This is a genomic window from Agrobacterium deltaense RV3 (assembly GCF_900013505.1).
GTDB lineage: Bacteria > Pseudomonadota > Alphaproteobacteria > Rhizobiales > Rhizobiaceae > Agrobacterium > Agrobacterium leguminum.
On record NZ_LT009746.1, the window covers coordinates 1,119,768 to 1,137,500 of the forward strand.

A 17,733-nucleotide genomic window follows, 5' to 3' on the forward strand; every position below is an offset into this window, starting at 1 on the left:
TTTCAACCACGCCGCGCCGGCAGGATCGTCATCCAGCCCGGTGCGGCTTTCACCCATCAGGAGGTTCCCATGAAAGTCTATCTTCTGTCCCTTGGCGCCGGTCTGCTGGTTGGCATCGTTTACAGCCTGCTCAATGTGCGTTCTCCCGCACCGCCCGTCATCGCTCTCGTCGGTCTGCTCGGCATTTTGGTCGGCGAGCAGATAATCCCTTTCGCAAAGACGATTGCCGGCAAGGAACCGGCCGTCGTTTCGTGGATCAACCAGATCAAGCCGCACATGTTCGGCCATATGCCGAAGGGTGGCGCTGAAACCACGGGTCTCGCCGAAGTTAAACAGCCGATCGAGCGGGAGAGAAGCTGATGCCGACACGACGCACCTTTCTTGGCGCGGCTTCGAGCCTTGCCTTTCCGAATCTGTTTTCACCGGCTAAGGCCGCTGATCCCATCAAGACCGGAGGTTCTTCCATGCATCCAGATACGATCCTTCACAACGGCCGCGTCACGACGCTTGATCGCGGCAATCCCAATGCAACGGCAGTGGCCATCAAGGATGGCCTGTTCCTGGAAGTCGGAAGCGATGCCGAGGTCATGGCCCTTGCCGGGCCGGATACGAAGATCGTCGACCTGAAGGGCAAGCGGGTTCTGCCCGGCCTGATCGACAACCACACCCACGTCGTGCGCGGTGGCCTGAATTTCAACATGGAACTGCGCTGGGACGGCGTGCGCTCGCTTGCCGATGCCATGGACATGCTGAAGCGGCAGGTGGCGATCACGCCGGCCCCGCAATGGGTGCGCGTCGTTGGCGGTTTCACCGAGCACCAATTCGTCGAAAAGCGCCTGCCGACCATCGAGGAGATCAATGCGGTGGCGCCGGATACGCCGGTCTTCCTGCTGCATCTTTACGACCGGGCACTGCTGAACGGCGCAGCGCTTCGCGCCGTCGGTTATACCAAGGATACGCCGAACCCGCCCGGCGGCGAGATCACCCGCGACGCCAACGGCAATCCGACCGGCCTGCTGCTCGCCAAGCCGAATGCCGGCATCCTCTATTCGACGCTTGCCAAGGGGCCGAAGCTGCCGCTCGACTATCAGGTCAATTCCACCCGCCACTTCATGCGCGAGCTGAACCGGCTGGGCGTGACCGGCGTGATCGATGCCGGCGGCGGCTTCCAGAATTATCCTGACGATTACGAGGTGATCCAGAAGCTGTCGGATGAGAACCAGATGACGGTTCGGCTGGCCTACAACCTTTTCACGCAGAAGCCGAAACAGGAGAAGGAAGATTTCCTCAACTGGACGCAATCGGTCAAATACAAGCAGGGCAACGACTATTTCCGGCACAATGGCGCAGGCGAAATGCTGGTCTTTTCCGCTGCCGATTTCGAGGATTTCCGCCAGCCACGCCCGGACATGCCGCCGGAAATGGAAGGCGAGCTCGAAGACGTCGTCCGCATTCTGGCGGAAAACCGCTGGCCCTGGCGTCTGCACGCCACCTATGACGAGACGATTTCGCGGGCGCTGGATGTCTTCGAAAAGGTTAACCGGGACATTCCGCTCGAAGGGCTGAACTGGTTCTTCGATCATGCCGAAACCATCTCCGACCGCTCCATCGACCGTATCGCAGCCCTTGGCGGCGGCATCGCCACCCAGCACCGCATGGCCTATCAGGGCGAATATTTCGTCGAGCGTTATGGTCAGGGCGTGGCGGAAGCCACACCGCCGATTGCGCGGATGCTGGAAAAGGGCGTGAACGTTTCGGCCGGTACGGATGCAACGCGTGTCGCCTCCTATAATCCCTGGGTGTCGCTGTTCTGGATGGTGACGGGCAAGACGGTCGGCGGCATGCAGCTTTATCCGCGCGCCAATTGCCTCGATCGCGAGACGGCGCTGCGCATGTGGACCGAAAAAGTCACCTGGTTCTCGAACGAGGAGGGCAAGAAGGGCCGCATCGAAAAAGGCCAGTTCGCCGATCTCGTGGTGCCGGACAAGGATTATTTCTCCTGCGCGGAAGATGAGATTTCCTTCCTCACCTCGGAACTGACCATGGTGGGCGGCAAGATCGTCTATGGCGCCGGTGACTTCAGAACGCTGGATGAAAGCAATATTCCGCCGGCGATGCCCGACTGGTCGCCTGTGCGAACCTTCGGCGGTTATGCCGCCTGGGGTGAGCCGCAGGGCGCTGGAAAGAATTCACTCAGACGGGCTGCGATCTCCTCCTGCGGCTGCGCCAATGATTGCGGCGTTCACGGCCACGACCACGCCGGCGCATGGACGTCGAAATTGCCGATTGCCGATCTGAAGGGCTTTTTCGGAGTGCTGGGCTGCTCCTGCTGGGCAGTCTGAGCCCGGCCAGCACAAATATCCACCGGGCAGCGGATAGCTGCTGCCCGGCCGAGCGTGAATGGGATAATGTTGCAAATTACGCAATTATATCGAAACTATTGATGCAATTGTTGGCGGTAATCCTTTGCGCCAATATCGCTCCATCAGATGAACGCAGCGCCGCTCGAACCGACCGGCCAGATCGCAGGAGCAACAAATGACCGAGCCGTCTTCAACCTTTCGCCTTCGCGGGCTTCTCGCGGATATCGTTGCCGCACCCACCACAAAAACCCTAGCGCTTCTGGCGCTCTGCTCGGCCTATATTCAGGGGCCGCTGACCAAGATCTTCGACTTTCCCGGCGCGATTGCGGAGATGAACCATTTTGGCCTTCAGCCGGCGGTCGCATTCGCTGTCGTCGTCATCCTGTTCGAGCTCACCGCCTCCGCACTGGTGGTGTCGGGCTTCCTGCGCTGGGCCGGTGCGCTGGCGCTTGCAGGCTTCACGCTTCTCGCCACCTTCATCGCTCTCCGCTTCTGGGAAATGGCGCCCGGCATGGACCGCATGATGGCCACCAACGCCTTCTTCGAACATCTTGGCCTTGCCGGTGCCTTCATCATCGTCGCCGCAATCGATCTCACGAAAGGAACAGGCAAATGAGTGCCGCAAAAACCTCCGCGAGCAGCTTTGCTCCCCTTGCGCAACCGGTTTTCGCTGTTCTCTGGGCGGCGACGGTGCTCGGCAATACCGGCAGCTTCATGCGCGATGTCGCCAGTTCATGGCTGATGACCGATCTTTCGGCCTCGCCGGCGGCCGTCGCCATGGTTCAGGCGGCCGGAACCCTGCCGATCTTTCTTCTGGCGATCCCGGCCGGCGTGCTGACCGACATTCTCGACCGCCGCAAGTTCCTGATCGCGGTGCAGCTTCTGCTGGCCTCGGTCAGCGTCACCCTCATGGTTCTTTCCCATACGGGCCTTTTGTCCGTCAGCGCGCTGATCGGGCTCACCTTCCTCGGCGGCATCGGCGCTGCGCTGATGGGGCCGACCTGGCAGGCCATCGTGCCGGAACTGGTGAAACGTGAGGATATCAAAAGCGCCGTGGCGCTGAATTCGCTGGGCATCAACATCGCCCGTTCCATCGGTCCCGCCGCCGGCGGCATCCTTCTTGCGGCCTTCGGGGCGGCCTTTACCTATGGCGCCGATGTCGCCAGTTACTTCGTCGTCATCGCCGCCCTTTTGTGGTGGCCGCGGGTAAAGAACGCTGATGATGCGCTGGCCGAAGGTTTCCTCGGCGCTTTCCGGGCGGGCCTTCGTTACACCCGTGCCAGCAAGCCGCTTCATGTCGTGCTGCTGCGGGCCGCGATCTTCTTCGCTTTCGCCAGCGCCGTCTGGGCGCTGCTGCCCCTGGTTGCCCGGCAATTGCTCGGCGGAGATGCAAGCTTCTACGGTATCCTGCTCGGTGCTGTCGGCGCTGGCGCCATCGGCGGCGCGCTGGTCATGCCGAAGCTGCGCGAACGTTTCGATGCCGATGCCCTGCTTCTCGGTGCTGCCGTCATTACCGCACTGGTCATGGCCGCGCTTTCGCTCGCACCGCCGAAGTGGCTTGCCATCATCGTCCTGCTGTTCCTCGGCGGCGCATGGATCACCGCTCTGACGACGCTGAACGGGGCAGCCCAGGCAGTTCTGCCAAACTGGGTGCGTGGCCGTGGCCTTGCTGTCTATCTCACTGTCTTCAACGGCGCGATGACGGCCGGCAGCCTTGGCTGGGGTGCTGTTGGTGAAGCCACAGGTGTGCCGGGTGCGTTGCTGATCGGCGCTGCGGGATTGCTGGTTGCGGGCCTCGTCATGCACCGCCTGAAACTGCCTGCAGGTGATGCGGATATGGTGCCGTCCAACCATTGGCCCGAACCGCTCGTGGCCGAGCCGGTGGCCCATGATCGCGGCCCGGTTCTCATCCTCATCGAATATAATGTCGAAAAGCATCACCGCTCCGCTTTCCTGCATGCACTGGACGAGCTTTCCCAGGAACGTCGCCGCGATGGCGCCTATGGCTGGGGTGTGACGGAGGACTCCGCCGATCCGCAGAAGATCGTCGAATGGTTCATGGTGGAATCCTGGGCCGAGCATCTGCGTCAACACAAGCGGGTTTCCCACGCGGATGCGGATTTGCAGGGCAAGGTGCTGGCTTATCATTCCGGGCTGGAAAAGCCGGTGGTACGGCACTTCCTCACAATCAACCGCCCGGGGAAGGCGTAAAACGGAAAGGGGCCGAAAAGGCCCCTTTTCGTTATTGCGTGATCCGCTCCAGCACACGGCTCAGTGCATCTTTCAGGGCCCCTGAACCGCCCTTGCCGTCGAAATCCAGCAGCACCTGCTCGTTGAGGCCGCCCTTGGTGGCGAATTCACGGCTGAGATCGATGAAATCCGTTCTGCTGCCGGCAAGCATGGCCACCTCGGACAGGCCGGCAAAGAGGGGCGCGAGATAGGCGCGCGCCTTTTCTTCCGGCAGACCGTTCTCGGCAAGCCATTCCGTCGTGGTTTGCATGATGCCGAAATAGGTGGCCATCAGAGCGCTGGCGGCGGCCAAAAGATCGTATTCCGCCTTGGTCTCGCATTCCACCGCATTGCCGAGCACGTTGAAGATAGCAGCTGTATCCATATCGGCAGGATAAATGGCGGTGACGCCCTTGCGCCGGGCAACGAAGGGCAGCGGGATCGCCTGGCTGAGACGCACATCCGCGCCGATCCACTCCAGAAGCGCCTCACGGCCGGTTGCGGCAACGACGCTGACGATCTTCTGCCCGTCCCGGAACCGCAGGGGCCGGATGACTTCTTCAGCGATCTGCGGCCGGATAGCCAGCATGACGGTATCGCAGCCATCGACGATTGCCTGATTGTCGCCGGAGACGATCACCTGCGGGAAATCGGCGGCAAGTCTCGCCGAGATATCGGCACTGCGCTGGGACACCATGACATGCGGCACGGCGGCAGGTCTGGCGAGCAGGCCCCTGACCATTGCATCGGTGATGGCTCCCGTTCCGATAAAACCGATTTTCTGAGGAAGTGACATGATTGCTCCGCTGCGGCGTTTCGCGCGATGCTAATTTTTCCGTCCGGAATTGTCGACAAGCAGAGGGGGAAATTTGCGGTCGAGGCTGAGGCGGGACCCGTCGAATGCCGGCTGATCGATACGTTCACAGACCGGAACCACCTCCGCGCTGTTTCGGCGGCGTGGTTATGCCGGCGTGGGACTGGCTGAAATTCTTGCGGAGACGGGCCTGCCGAAAGGCTCCCTCTATTATCATTTTCCCGGTGGCAAGGAGCAGCTTGCCGCCGAGGCGACGCGATGGGCGGGCCAGAAGGTGGCAGAGTTGATCGACGCGAGTTTCGAGGACGCGGAGAGCTTCGCTTCGGGCTCCGTCGCGCTGTGCCGTGCGATAGCCCGCCTCTCGCAGGAAAATGGCCTCATGGGTTGCCCGGTGCTCAGCATCGTTCAGGCCGGCGATGAAAAGCCCGATTTGCGCCAGATCGGTGCGGATGTGCTCAATGACTGGACCGCAAGGATCGCAGCTCAGGCAAAGCGCCTGGGCAGTCACGATCCGCAGACCGATGCCGAAAAACTGGTGATCGGGCTGCAGGGCGCGTGGGTTGTTTCACTGGCTCGTCAGGATGTCACGTCGTTTAAGACACTGGAGAGCAGCCTGCTTCAGTCTGCCTAGGCGTATGCCGGTGCGTTTTCACGCAGAGGCCTGATTGGAACCATCGGAGCTTCCGGTGCCGCATGCTGCGGAGTAAATGAAAAGCGCGGCCGCCTGCAGGCTGACCGCGCGTGTTGTCTTAGGAGAGAATAGGACTTTTACGTCTCTTTAGGTTGCTGTTTTCCCGGTGCCGGGTGATCCGTGGCGTTCGCGATTGATGCAGACAACAAAGCCTGTGTCGGGTCCGTACCCTTGAAGCCGGCCTGTGCAAGGATTTCGTCAAGAACCGGCTTTTGCGCAGTGAAGCTCAGAAGCTGGCTCGAAAGATCGCCGAGGCCATTGCCGTTTTTGGCGTCGCCGCCGCCACCGAGGGCGCCGGCCAGATTACCCGCGCTGAAGATGCGGATATCGGAGATCTTCTCGATGGGCTTCATCGCCTCGGAAAGTGCTTCGGGAATGATAGCGATCCTTGCACGGGCGAGTTCGAATGCGATGATGTCGCCCGATAGCGCATTGCGTGCATCGTTCTTTGCACGTTCCGCCTGCGCTTCGGCATCGCCGAGCGCGATGACGCCTTCGGCACGGATTTTCGCGGCCTGTGCCTCGGCTTCGGCGCCGATCTTGGTGGCAGCAGCCAGGTTCTCGGCGGCCTGCCGTTCGGCTTCCGCCTTTACCGTGATGGCCGTCGCTTCCTGCTCTGCCGCCTTGCGTGCGTCGATCACGGCGATGCGCTTGGCGCGTTCGGCGATTTCCACTTCGCGGGCTGTTGCCACCTGTTCTTCCGCAGTGATGGCGGAAGCCTTGGCTTCGTCCGCCTTGGCGCGGGCAGCCTGTTCCTGCTCCACCTTCTGCGCCACGGCAATAGCGGCTTCGATTCGCGCCGTTTCGGTGATTTTGCGCGCTTCCGCCTCGCGTTCGGCAATACCGCGCTCGGCTTCGATGCGGGCAGTTTCACGCGCCTGGCGGGCTTGAGCATCCCGTTCGGCGATGCCGCGCTCCGTATCGAGCTTTGCCGTTTCCTCGTTGAGGCGGGCCGCCTGCTCGGCCCTTGCCGCTTCTGCCCGGGTTTCCGCCGTCTTGTTGGCGATATCGCGCTCCTGCGTCAGTTCCGCATCGCGCTGTTCGCGTTCGATGGTCAAGCGTCGCAGCACCGCTTCACGGTCCTTCGTGGCAATTTCGACCTCGTTGTCGCGGACGATCTGGTTGCGTTCGCGTTTACGCTCTTCGGTTATCCGGGTGAGCGCCGTCAGGCCTTCTGCATCGAACGAGTTGTTGGGGTTGAAGTGCTTGATATCGGTTTGATCGAGCCGTGTCAGCGAGACCGATTCCAGTTCCAGACCGTTGGACTGCAGATCGTGCGCGACGGCCGCCTGTACGGATTTGACGAATTCGGCACGCTGCTCCTGAAGATCGCGCAGCGACATGGTGGCTGCAACCGAGCGCAAACCGTCGACAAATTTCGCTTCGACCAGTGACTTCAGCGCATCGGCATCATTTGTCCGGTCGCCAAGTGTCTGGGCGGCAAGTGCGATGTTTTCTGCATCGGGTTTAACCCGCACGTAAAATTCAGCGGTGATGTCGGCCCGCATGCGATCCTTTGTGATCAGGGATTCATGTTCTGATCTTTTCACTTCCAGTCGCAGTGTGCTGAGCGAGACCCAGGAATAGGAATGGAAGATCGGCAGGATGATGGCGCCGCCATCGAGAACGACTTTCTTACCGCCGAGACCGGTCCTTACATAGGCTTTGTCGCGTGTCGACCGCGTGTAGAGCGATGTCATTATGATGCCGATGACGACGATGGCCGTGACGATGGCCCCCGCAATCAGGCCCAGAGAAAAGAAATCCATGGTGAGTTAGCCCCTATGATGCCCGCTATGGTGAATTTCCAGGTCCGGCGGTGCGGGAATGGCCTGAAAAAGCCCGTCCGCACCGTCGACGATCAATACCTGCGCACCCGTATCGATCGTGTGACCGGATGCAGCCTGTGTGCGCAGGAAGTGAATATTCTCGTGCCGGTCCTTGACCCGCACGGTGCCGGGCTTGCCCTGATCGAGAGGCCCGATGGTGACCGTGCCCACAAGTCCCAGAAAATCGGTCTGCTCGAGCGCGTTTGTCTCATCGCGTGGAATGACCTTCGCAACAGCGCGGCTGAGTGACCGCGTGGCCGGCAGGGCGGCGGCAATGGCACCGATCATGGCCAGATAGGGCGGCAATGGCCCGAGCGGCGTTGCGGAAGCGACCCCCTGAATGAAGAACCCGGCGACGGAAAAAACCGAGAGCAGGATGACCGCCAGAACAAGAAGCGGCACGCCGCCCGCATTAAGCCAGGACATCCAGCTGCCGAGTAACCCCGCCTCGGCATCCCCGGGCGCATGGTAACTGAAGTTGTCGTCAAGCAGTCCCGAAGCCGATACACCAAGAAGAACAGAGACGAGTTCGACGATGCCAAGGCCGAAGACCGTCAGCAAGGCGATCCAGAAGGGAGCAGTGCCTGGCTGGACAATGCTCTCCATCAGCGCTGCCCTTCACGAAATGCCTTGAGCCGTGCTTCGATGGCGCTCTGGCGCTGCATCCGGCCGAGTTCTTCAACCTCCGCCGTTCCGTTATTGGGCTTGGCGGGGGTGCCGGTTACTCTTTCGATAGCGTCGAGCGCGTCAGCCAGACGGCGGTCGTTGCGCTGGGATGGGGTCGTATCGGTTGCCGGTGCGATGCGTTCGGCACGCTTGGCGTCCTCAAGCCGCTTTTGCGCATCCGCCTTTGCGGAGGCGATGCTGCGCAATGTGGTTTCCGCCTCGGCAATTTCGGCAGCGTTCTCGAGAATCGCCTTGTTCAGAGCTTCCCGTTGCGCTTCCAGATCGATCTGCAGCCCGGTTGCCGCGCGGGCCAAATCCTCGCGGCCGTTTTCAAGTCCGATCCTGATCTTGTCGTCGAGGTCGCGAATTTCTTCGTCGAGATCGGCGGCCTTGGCTTTCAGGCGATGGCCGGCTGCGACCGCCACGCCAAGCGCGGATCGGGCCTCATCGGCGATCTGAGCGATTTCCCGCACCGCCTGCTGCGCTACTGCCACCGGATTGGACGCCTCCGCCGCATCGACAGCGTTGTTCATGACGCCGGCGATGACACGCCCGAGTCGCCCAAGAATACCTTCATTGTTCATCGAAGCCTCCCTGTTTGGTTGAAAGCCGGTTTTTATTCCGGCATGGATGCTGATGGTTTTACCCTCGAACACGAGGCGCGCTTCTGAAAAGTCATTCCAGCCGTCGTGATAGCCACGAACGGTATAGGGCACCACGACGCGGCCCGAGAGGGTGGCGATGCTTACCGTGTCCGGCCCTTTGACCGAAAAGAGCTTGCTGTCGAGCGGAATGTCCCGCACCGGCTCTTGCGGATCGCGTTGGCTATGGTCGCGCAGAGCCAGCGTCACCATGCGGGAAGGAAGGCTGGTCTTGACCCTGATCTCTTCATAAGCTGCCGCATGCAGGGCTACGAGATTAGCGCCTTCAGTCCGGTCAAGGATCGCCATCGCCTGCCGATAGGCAAGGAGCGTCTCTTCGAGAGAAGAGCGGTTCCCCTCCGAGAGATTCAGTGCCATGACAACGTGGGACGAAAGTTTCGTGCTCATGCGAAATATATAAAGCACTTCATTTGTGCTTTCAAGATATGGCCTATGCGAAATGAAAGGCTGGTTCATGAAAAAAGCAATCATATTCGACTGCGAGTTCCTCTGCCTGGAAGGTTCCCAGCGCAGGTTCTGGTGTGCGGCTCATGATCCCGATCCGGTCATTGCGCAGATTGGCGCTGTCAGGCTTGGGCTGGAGGGCGATTTTCCGCTTCTGGGGACCTATAAGGCCTATATATGTCCGGTCGACCGTCATGGCGAAAGATATGCGATCGATCCGTTCTTCACCCGGCTGACGGGGATCACGGGGGAGATCATCGATGCGGAAGGCGTTCCATTGCAGGAGGCCCTTTTAAGCTTCGACAGTTTCTCGGAAGGTGCCCAGTGCTGGTCATGGGGTAAGGACGAGCTGAATATGGTGGCGATCAGCTGTTATGTCGCCGGCATCCAGCCACCCATCCCTGCCAACCGTTTCGACAATGCCGTCAAACTTCTGCTTGCAGCGGGAATGCCGTTGGAGGATCTGGCAAAAACGCCGAGCAACAGGCTGGCCGATTATTACGGTGTCGAGCATCCGCCATTGCAGGGGCACGATGCGCTCGATGATGCGCTTTCAGTTTCATATGCGCTGCAACATCTGCTGAGGGGCGGAAAACTGACGCCGGAGGTGTTCGGTGTTTAGCCGGTGTCAGACGGATTGCGTCACGATCCCGGCCGATGTTCGCGAAAGGCGGCGGCAAGCGTGCGTAAGGCTTCCCGGGATCTGCTGTCTGTCAGGGTGGAAAACATGATGATTTCCGTGGAGGGCAGGGGTGGCAGGCCAAAACGCTGGCTGACCTCCACGGTGCCGGGCGGTGCGAGGCGGGAGGAGAAGGCGGAAACCGCAAGTCCGGCCGAGACGGCGGCGGTCACCATCGACGATGTGCCGCCAAGAAACACCTCCGTCCACGCAATCGCAGCCGCGTCCAAGGCACGGGTGGCGATGTCACGCACGCCACAGGCGGGCGAGAGCGCCGCCAGCCGCAGCGGTTCGCCCTGACGGTGTTTGAACTGCGGGGTTGCATACCAGCCGAAATGTTCCGGCCCGAGCACCTCGCCGTCCCGCCGATCATCCTCGCGCCGGATGATTGCCGCATCGATCTCCCCACGGTCGAAGGCGTCCAGCAGGGATCGGGAATGATCCATGCGCACTTCGATCGTAAGCCCGGGGTCATGGTCGTTGAGGCGTGCAAGAAGGGTCGGAACCTCCGGTCCCGCCACATGGGCGGCAATGCCAAGGCCGAAACGACGGCGCGGGGAGGAAAGACCCGCCAGCGCCCGGTCATGCGCGGCGAGAAACTCGCGGGCGGGCGCCAGAAACACCGCACCCTGCGCCGAAAGCCGCACTGAGCGCGGTGTGCGTTCGAGCAGCCGCTGGCCGAGCCTGTCTTCCAGCCGCTTGAGCTTGACGCTGATGGCGCCCTGGGTGGTGCCGAGCGATTCGGCAGCACGGGTGAAGCTCTGCATATCAGCGATGGTAACGAAGGCTTCGACGGCCTCCACATCCAGCGTGCTCATATCGATTATTCCAATTTGTTGTCTCTGAAATAGCCAATCATCCAATTCAGTTATGGTCAAGCTTTGTCTAGCGTGCCTCTTCCACAGATCGGTTTTCGCAAGTGCGGGCCGACCCAAGAAAGGCTGAAGAATGACCCTTGCCGTTGCCGCACCCGCAAGCAGCAGAAGCGCCATGGCGCTTGCTGCCGTTTGTCTCTCCGCCCTGATGTTCGGACTGGAAATCTCCAGCGTTCCGGCGATCCTGCCAACACTCGAACAGGTGCTGCATGCGGATTTCCGTCAGCTTCAGTGGATCATGAACGCCTATACCATCGGCGTGACGATGGTGCTGATGGCGACGGGGACGCTGGCAGATCGCTTCGGCCGCAAACGCGTCTTTATCGCCAGCATCGTCGCTTTCGCGCTTTCCTCTCTGGCCTGCGGAATGACGGAAAACGTCTCGGTGCTGATCGGCGCCCGTTTCCTTCAGGGGCTGAGCGGCGGGGCGATGCTGGTGTGCCAGATCGCCATCCTGTCGCATCAGTTCCGCACGGCCCGCGAACGCGGCATGGCGTTCGGCTGGTGGGGCATCGTCTCGGGCGTGGGGCTGGGCTTCGGCCCGATCATCGGCGGCGCCATCGTTGCGCTGTGGAGCTGGGAATGGGTGTTCCTCGTTCACGTCGTGCTTGGCGCGGGAACATGGCTGCTTGCCACGGGCGGCGTCGGAGAATCGCGTGATCCGGAGGCGGCGCGTCTCGATCTTGCCGGCATGGTCACCCTTTCGGTCGCCGTTTTTTGCCTTGCCTTTTTCATCACTCAGGGGCCCGCGCTCGGTTTTGTGAGCCCGGCGGCGCTTCTGATCCTCGGTGTCGCGGCTGCGAGCTTCATTGCCTTCGTGATTGCTGAAAAGCTTAGTTCAAGACCGATGTTCGACTTCTCTGTGTTCCGCATCCGGCCTTTTTCCGGGGCGATCATCGGTTCTGCGGCGATGAATATCAGCTTCTGGCCGTTCATGATCTATTTGCCGATCTGGTTTCAGGCGGGCCTCGGTTATGACAGCGTCACCGCCGGCCTCGGCCTGCTTGCCTATACGCTGCCGGCGCTGGTGGTGCCGCCGCTGGCGGAGCGGCTGTCGCTGCGCTACCAGCCGCGCCTCGTCATTCCGGCCGGGCTGTTTACCATCGGCCTCGGTTTCATGCTGATGAAATTTGGAAGCGGCATCGAAAATGCGAACTGGCTCACCATGCTGCCCGGCTGCATCCTCGCTGGTATCGGGCTAGGACTGACCAATACGCCTGTTACCAACACCACCACGGGCGCGGTTTCCCCCGCCCGTTCCGGCATGGCCTCGGGCATCGACATGAGTGCGCGCATGATCTCGCTCGCCATCAATATCCCGATCATGGGTTTCATTCTGGTCGAGGGCGTCCGGGCTTCGCTTCGGGCAAACCTGCCATCCGCTGCGGATATCGAGGCGTTGCAGTCGCTTGCGGAAAAGATCGCGGCGGGAACTGCCGGCACTTCTGCGCAGGGCGTTTCGGAAGAACTCGTCCATCGCGCGCTTGCAGATGGGTTCGGCCTCGTCATGCTTTATGCCGGCATCAGCGTCTGGTTCCTTGCCGCCATCAGTTTCATGATCTTCGGTCTGGCGCGAAAACCTGCTCATGACTAGCGCGACGTCCAGGCAACCTGGGACGAGCCTCAGGCGCTTTCGTTTATTCTGGCCTCGGCGAGACGTTTGCCGAGGTTGAAAAAAGTGAGCTTCATATGGCTGCGTTTATCTCCACCCTCGAGGCTGGAGAAGGGTACTTTGAAACCGAATATTTCATCCGGCTCGCCAGAGCGTTCCCGCCAGAAAGCATCGATGTCCGAAACCATCATTTTTTGCCGCCGGGCGCGCCGGTAACGGATGGGGTGCCTGGAATGGGCGACAGCGAAATAGTCATGTGCACCCTCGGCGGCGAGGCCTTGCAGAACCATGAGTGCAGCCTCCTTCGGACGAAGCCCCGAGAGGTCGCGCGTCATCGACACCATTTGCTCTTTCGCGGCGCGCGGACCCTGCATGCCGCCAACGACAATCGTGTGGTTCTGTGTCTCGCGCCCTTCAACGAAAGTGAATGTTGCTGTCCAGAGAATGGTGTTGTCATGGCTGCGAATGAGTCTGACGGAAAAAGCACCCTCGTGCCGGCCGCCGCAGCAATCCGCGAGCGCCAGTATGCATCGATATTCATCATTCCGGCCGCGAACCGTGCCCATATCAATGGTCTTTCCCGCCCACAGCCCGGCCATGACGCTCCTGGAAAAATGCCGGTCCGCAATTGCGAAATTATCCATGAGAAAAACCAGCCGTCTCTTCCGGGAAACTTTATTGATGAGGAGTTTCGACAGGGGTTTCTGAAGAAGGTCGTCATGCGGGAGCGGCAATTTTCGCGCTGCTGAAAAATCCGCCAGAAACCGCCACCACCGAAAGGTGACCAATGGATTGGCCGCAAAACGCAGCCAGAAAAGGACCGCCCGCTTCCAGTAGGCGCGCCGGGGAAAGGTCATAATTCTCCAGAGCAACAAAAAACGGGGTGTTTCCGAAACCGTCTGGGCCACATCATCCGTGACCGGGAGTTTCTCTGCCAGAACGGCAGCATCTTGAATGCGCGACATAAATGGGCTTCCGGCAGAACATGGCGTTCAGCCGGGGCATGCGCCGGAATTGTCAAGATTCTGTCGAGAAACGGCCTGCCCTACGTGAAGACCGGTTTGTTGCCTCAGCGCAAAACAAGCAACCGCAAAGAGACGGTTGGCCGGGAGATTTCAGGAGGTTTTCCCAAAGACAACTATCACGATGGCTCCGCCGTCCGGTCGTGTCTTTATCTGCAGATCGCTGTCATGCGCCCGTGCGATTGCGCGGGCAATCGACAGGCCAAGCCCCGTGCCGCCGGTTTTGCGCGCGCGTGACGGTTCCATCCGCCAGAAGAGTTCGATGCCGTGTGCCTCGACGCCGGGGGGAAAGCCCGGCCCTTTATCCTCGATCGCGACAAAGGCGCGCCCGTCCTGAAGCCCGGTCGAACAGCGCAGAAACCCGCCGCTCGCCGCGTAGCGGCGCACATTGTCCATCAGGATCAGCAGCAGCTGCCGAAGGCGTTGGCGGTCGCCGCAAACGGGAGCGGGCTCCAGCGACATATCGATATCGATGCCGGCCTCATCCATCAGCGGCCGCGCCGCTTCAGCCACGGCCGCGCATTCGGCGGCAAGATCAAGCGGCTCGGTGTCTTTGACGAGGCTGTTGGTTTCTGCCAGGGAAAGTGTGCGCAAATCATCGACAAGACGCGCCAGCCCCTCCACATGGACGATGAGGTGGCGAATGGCCTGCTTGTCGAGGGGAAAGACATCATCCGCGATGCCGTGCAAACGGCCCTGCAGGATCGTCAGCGGGGTGCGCAATTCATGGGCCACCGCCATCGTGTTGAACTTCAGCCGGCGCTCCATCATCTGAAGTTCCCGCGTCAGGCTCTCGAAACTGTCGACCAGAAATGCGACTTCGGCGATGGGGTTCGCCTTGATCTTTGCGCCTCCGCTGAAATCGCCGGTCGCCATGCGCCGAGCAGCATCGGCAAGTTCGCCGAGAGGTGCCGCAATGCGCCGGGAGATGAAATAACCGAGCAGGCTGCACAGAAGGACAGCGAGCAATCCGAAGAGGAATACCGATTTGATAAGCTCGTTATCCGCCTCATCCTCCAGGCCCGGCAAAACCTCGATAAGGGCCTGAAGCTGGCGCTGATCCGGCATCACGCCCCGGTCGATATCCGAAAAGGCCTTGGAGGCATCGGGCGACAGCTGGGCGATGATGCGCTCTTCAATATTGTCCGCATACCAGGAAACGCCGAAGTAGACCAACGCGACGGCAAAGATGAGCATCGTGGTGATCGTGATCGCCGTCATCGTGCGCAGGCGCAGTCGCCAGAGTTTCATGGTTTCTGCTCCCCGGCCAGCCGATAACCGACGCTGCGCACCGAGACCAGATAACCGCAGGCGCCATGATCCGCCAGTTTCTTGCGCAGATTGGCGATGTGCGTGTCGATGGTGCGCGCCAGCGCATCGCTTTCCGGCAGGCAGGCATCCAGAATATCGGCGCGCTGAAAGGCGTGGGTGGGGCGGCGCGTCATATGGGCGAGTATCCTGAACTCGCTCAGCGTCAGGGGTAGAACGGTCCGTCCCCCATCGCCGCAAACGGCCGCGACATAGGCTTCGGTGTCCACTTCGATGGCCCCGAAGCGCAAGACCCCACCGGCGGCCGGCTGTCGCGTGCGTTTCAGCACGGCATTCACCCGCGCGATCAATTCGTGGGGATTGAAAGGTTTGACGATGTAATCGTCAGCGCCAAGGCGAAGGCCGGTCAGCTTGTCCATATCCTCCGCAAGGGAGGTGACCATGATGACAGGTGTATCCCGTTCCCGCCGGATGCGGTTCAACACCTCGATGCCATCGAACTTCGGCAGGCGAATGTCGAGCAGAACCAGATCCGGTCTCAACATGGAGAAATGCGTCAGCGCTATTTCTCCGTCGCTCGCCCTGACGGTTCTGTACCCTTCGCGAATGAGATAGGCGTCCAGAATCTGAATAATATCGGGGTCGTCTTCGACGATCAGAATAAGCCCTTTGTCCATACTCGATCCGCAAATCTGCTTCTGTAAACCGTGGTAACGCCGGGACGCTAAGCGGATGCGAAACATCGGGCAAGAGCCTCCATCCCCGAATAAACACTATCGGTGCCGCTTTCCTCGCAGTCTTGTCTCTTTCTCCGCAAAGCCTTGACATTTCTGCGGAAGAGAACTGGCCATGCACCAGCCTCTCGCCAGTAAAACCGACAGGAAAAAGCGGAATTGGACCCGGAGGTCGAAATTTCGCGCAGGCGCCATCCATGTCGCCTGTCAGGCTTTTTCGCGTGCCGCCGGCAGTTCCTCCCTGCTGGCTCTTCTGGTCGCTCTTGCGATGATGATTGTCTTCACGCTCAGGTCGGATATCGATCTTGAGGTGAGCCGGCAATTCTGGACGGACCGTTTCCACCTTGGCGAGGACGAGTTCCTGGTTTCCGTCCGAGATCTGAACCGCATGCTTCCGCCAGTTTTGTTGTCGGGGCTGGTGTGCATGCTTGTCCTCATGCCATTTTCGGGCGGCCTGCCTCGGGTTTTACCACCGCACAAGCTGCTGCTTATTGCCGTCTTTTTTGCTCTGGGCCCGGGTGCCACGGTTCATATACTGAAAAACGCGTTTGGCAGGGCAAGACCTCGCCATCTCGGCGAGTTCGGGGGAGACCTGTTGTTTACACCGGTTCTTTCCCTTGACGGTGGCTGCGCCCGAAATTGCTCTTTTCCTTCCGGTGAAAGCGCTTCCGCAGCCGCTCTTCTTGCCTTCACCATTCTCCTGCCAGAGAAATTTCGCCTGATCGGCATCGCGATACTGGCGCCATTCATCGTGATTGTCTCCCTGAACAGGGTCGCAATGGGCGCTCACTTCCTCTCAGATGTCCTGATTGCTTGGCCCTTGATGCTTGCGGTGTTCCTTCTGCTCCGGCGGCCGTTCATGAACAACCGGCAGGCGATAGACGCCGCCTTTTCCCGCAGGGTCGACGGGACGCGGCCCGCCGCGGAAACAAGGCCATTTGCGGGACAATAAGGCTGAGGGGAATCACATCCGCCCAATATCAAAAAGGGCAGCGGAAAACCGCTGCCCGTGCTGTTTCTTGCGGAGTGGCCAGATGGCCTTATTTCACCTGGGCGACGACCAGCTTGCCGTCGGCGCGTTCGGCGACGAACTCGATATTGGCGCCTTCCTTGAGCTTGGCGAGGATCGCATCGTCCTTGACGCGGAACACCATCGTCATGGCCGGCATGTCGAGGTTCTTCAGTTCTTCATGGATGATGGTGACCTTCTTGGCTGCGGCATCGACCTTCTTTACCGTTCCCTTGGTGAATTCCTCTGCGAAGGCGCTGAAGGGAGCGGTGAGCAGGAGTGCTGCTGCAACGGTGATTTTAACGATGGTCTTCATGGTCAGATTCCTTTGTTGCCGGGTTACTTTGCAGAAACTTTGAGATCGCCGCGCATGCCGGCCTCGTAATGTCCGGGTTTCAGGCAGGCGAATTCGAACATGCCGTCATTGGTGAATTTCCAGATGATTTCGCCGCTTTCGCCGGGCGCGAGGCTGATCGCGTTCGGATTGTCGTGCTCCATCTCCGGAGCCTTCTCCATGGCGGCCTTGTGCTCCAGATTGGCCTTCTGTTCGTCGAGAATGAATTCATGGTCCAGTTCGCCGACGTTCTTCACGACAAAGCGGACTGTCTTGCCTTTCTTGAAGTCGAACTTGGCGGGGGTGAAGAGCATCTTGCCGTCCGGCGTTTCCTTCATCGTCACCTGAATGGTCTGGGTCACCTTGGCCTTGTCGCCCGGTTCGCCGATCGCCATCGCTTCATGGCCGCCGCCGTGGGTGCCCGACGCAAGGGCGGGCGTGGCGAGAGCGGCAAGAAGCAGTGCAATTTTCAGTTTGGTCATTCCATATTTCCTTGATTTT

18 protein-coding genes are annotated in these 17,733 nt (G+C 60.3%); 8 read left to right on the forward strand and 10 right to left on the reverse strand.

Annotated elements, in window-relative coordinates; translation table 11 throughout:
* Nucleotides 1–69: 69 nt before the first annotated feature.
* From AGR7B_RS19510 to AGR7B_RS19525, 4 genes are all read left to right on the forward strand, one after another.
* Entirely contained in the window at nucleotides 70–360 is a 291-nt protein-coding gene (locus AGR7B_RS19510; protein ID WP_080857625.1) for a XapX domain-containing protein, read from the forward strand.
* Nucleotides 360–2,342: an amidohydrolase gene (locus AGR7B_RS19515; RefSeq protein ID WP_080857626.1), complete on the forward strand. Its 1,983-nt coding sequence runs from the start codon at nucleotides 360–362 to the stop codon at nucleotides 2,340–2,342. Before AGR7B_RS19510 ends, AGR7B_RS19515 begins: the two co-directional genes overlap by 1 nt.
* Nucleotides 2,343–2,538: 196 nt before the next feature.
* Nucleotides 2,539–2,979 carry a DoxX family protein gene (locus tag AGR7B_RS19520; RefSeq protein ID WP_065657449.1) on the forward strand — a complete coding sequence of 147 codons (441 nt, stop codon included), beginning with the start codon at nucleotides 2,539–2,541 and terminating at the stop codon, nucleotides 2,977–2,979.
* Nucleotides 2,976–4,574: an MFS transporter gene (locus AGR7B_RS19525; RefSeq protein WP_080857627.1), complete on the forward strand. Its 1,599-nt coding sequence runs from the start codon at nucleotides 2,976–2,978 to the stop codon at nucleotides 4,572–4,574. Before AGR7B_RS19520 ends, AGR7B_RS19525 begins: the two co-directional genes overlap by 4 nt.
* A 31-nt stretch (nucleotides 4,575–4,605) precedes the next feature.
* Here the strand turns inward: AGR7B_RS19525 and AGR7B_RS19530 are convergent, their stop codons facing one another.
* Nucleotides 4,606–5,388 (reverse strand): pyrroline-5-carboxylate reductase, encoded by a 783-nt coding sequence (locus AGR7B_RS19530; RefSeq protein ID WP_078053710.1) that lies wholly within the window; start codon nucleotides 5,386–5,388, stop codon nucleotides 4,606–4,608.
* A 148-nt stretch (nucleotides 5,389–5,536) separates the two neighbouring features.
* On the opposite strand from AGR7B_RS19530, the gene AGR7B_RS19535 reads away from it, so the two are divergent.
* The gene (locus tag AGR7B_RS19535) at nucleotides 5,537–6,037 is read left to right on the forward strand and encodes a TetR/AcrR family transcriptional regulator (protein ID WP_280940468.1); all 501 of its coding nucleotides are present in this window, start codon (nucleotides 5,537–5,539) and stop codon (nucleotides 6,035–6,037) included.
* Nucleotides 6,038–6,174: 137 nt separating this feature from the next.
* Here the strand turns inward: AGR7B_RS19535 and AGR7B_RS19540 are convergent, their stop codons facing one another.
* The 3 genes from AGR7B_RS19540 to AGR7B_RS19550 are packed head-to-tail and all read right to left on the reverse strand — an operon-like array spanning nucleotide 6,175 to nucleotide 9,611.
* The gene (locus AGR7B_RS19540; RefSeq protein WP_080857629.1) at nucleotides 6,175–7,866 is read right to left on the reverse strand and encodes a flotillin family protein; all 1,692 of its coding nucleotides are present in this window, start codon (nucleotides 7,864–7,866) and stop codon (nucleotides 6,175–6,177) included.
* A gap of 6 nt (nucleotides 7,867–7,872) precedes the next feature.
* Nucleotides 7,873–8,532 (reverse strand): OB-fold-containig protein, encoded by a 660-nt coding sequence (locus tag AGR7B_RS19545; RefSeq protein WP_080857630.1) that lies wholly within the window; start codon nucleotides 8,530–8,532, stop codon nucleotides 7,873–7,875.
* A complete protein-coding gene (locus AGR7B_RS19550; RefSeq protein ID WP_162934205.1) occupies nucleotides 8,532–9,611 on the reverse strand; it encodes a PspA/IM30 family protein in 1,080 nt (359 codons plus the stop codon). Before AGR7B_RS19550 ends, AGR7B_RS19545 begins: the two co-directional genes overlap by 1 nt.
* 97 nt (nucleotides 9,612–9,708) lie before the next feature.
* Here AGR7B_RS19550 and AGR7B_RS19555 point away from each other — a divergent pair, with 97 nt between their 5' ends.
* Nucleotides 9,709–10,320, forward strand: a complete 612-nt coding sequence (locus AGR7B_RS19555) for a 3'-5' exonuclease (RefSeq protein WP_080857632.1) — start codon at nucleotides 9,709–9,711, stop codon at nucleotides 10,318–10,320.
* 20 nt (nucleotides 10,321–10,340) lie between these two features.
* Here AGR7B_RS19555 and AGR7B_RS19560 read toward each other — a convergent pair whose 3' ends face one another.
* A complete protein-coding gene (locus tag AGR7B_RS19560; RefSeq protein ID WP_162934206.1) occupies nucleotides 10,341–11,195 on the reverse strand; it encodes a LysR family transcriptional regulator in 855 nt (284 codons plus the stop codon).
* A gap of 130 nt (nucleotides 11,196–11,325) precedes the next feature.
* Between AGR7B_RS19560 and AGR7B_RS19565 the strand changes: the two genes are divergently transcribed.
* Complete coding sequence (locus tag AGR7B_RS19565; RefSeq protein ID WP_080857633.1) at nucleotides 11,326–12,846, forward strand: MFS transporter; 1,521 nt, start codon at nucleotides 11,326–11,328, stop codon at nucleotides 12,844–12,846.
* 29 nt (nucleotides 12,847–12,875) lie between these two features.
* Here the strand turns inward: AGR7B_RS19565 and AGR7B_RS19570 are convergent, their stop codons facing one another.
* From AGR7B_RS19570 to AGR7B_RS19580, 3 genes are all read right to left on the reverse strand, one after another.
* On the reverse strand, nucleotides 12,876–13,829 hold the full coding sequence (locus tag AGR7B_RS19570; protein ID WP_080857634.1) for a DUF535 family protein: 954 nt from the start codon (nucleotides 13,827–13,829) through the stop codon (nucleotides 12,876–12,878).
* 150 nt (nucleotides 13,830–13,979) lie between these two features.
* Nucleotides 13,980–15,137 carry an ATP-binding protein gene (locus AGR7B_RS19575; RefSeq protein WP_080857635.1) on the reverse strand — a complete coding sequence of 386 codons (1,158 nt, stop codon included), beginning with the start codon at nucleotides 15,135–15,137 and terminating at the stop codon, nucleotides 13,980–13,982.
* Nucleotides 15,134–15,832, reverse strand: coding sequence for a response regulator (locus AGR7B_RS19580; protein ID WP_003522071.1), 699 nt, complete (start codon nucleotides 15,830–15,832; stop codon nucleotides 15,134–15,136). The genes AGR7B_RS19575 and AGR7B_RS19580 overlap by 4 nt, the downstream gene beginning before the upstream one ends.
* Before the next feature lie 172 nt (nucleotides 15,833–16,004).
* Between AGR7B_RS19580 and AGR7B_RS19585 the strand changes: the two genes are divergently transcribed.
* Complete coding sequence (locus tag AGR7B_RS19585) at nucleotides 16,005–16,841, forward strand: phosphatase PAP2 family protein (RefSeq protein WP_080857636.1); 837 nt, start codon at nucleotides 16,005–16,007, stop codon at nucleotides 16,839–16,841.
* Between the two features lie 88 nt (nucleotides 16,842–16,929).
* On the opposite strand, the gene AGR7B_RS19590 is transcribed toward AGR7B_RS19585, so the two are convergent.
* Nucleotides 16,930–17,214, reverse strand: coding sequence for a copper-binding protein (locus AGR7B_RS19590; protein WP_080857637.1), 285 nt, complete (start codon nucleotides 17,212–17,214; stop codon nucleotides 16,930–16,932).
* 23 nt (nucleotides 17,215–17,237) lie between these two features.
* Nucleotides 17,238–17,714 carry a cupredoxin domain-containing protein gene (locus AGR7B_RS19595; RefSeq protein WP_080819833.1) on the reverse strand — a complete coding sequence of 159 codons (477 nt, stop codon included), beginning with the start codon at nucleotides 17,712–17,714 and terminating at the stop codon, nucleotides 17,238–17,240.
* Nucleotides 17,715–17,733 lie beyond the last annotated feature (19 nt).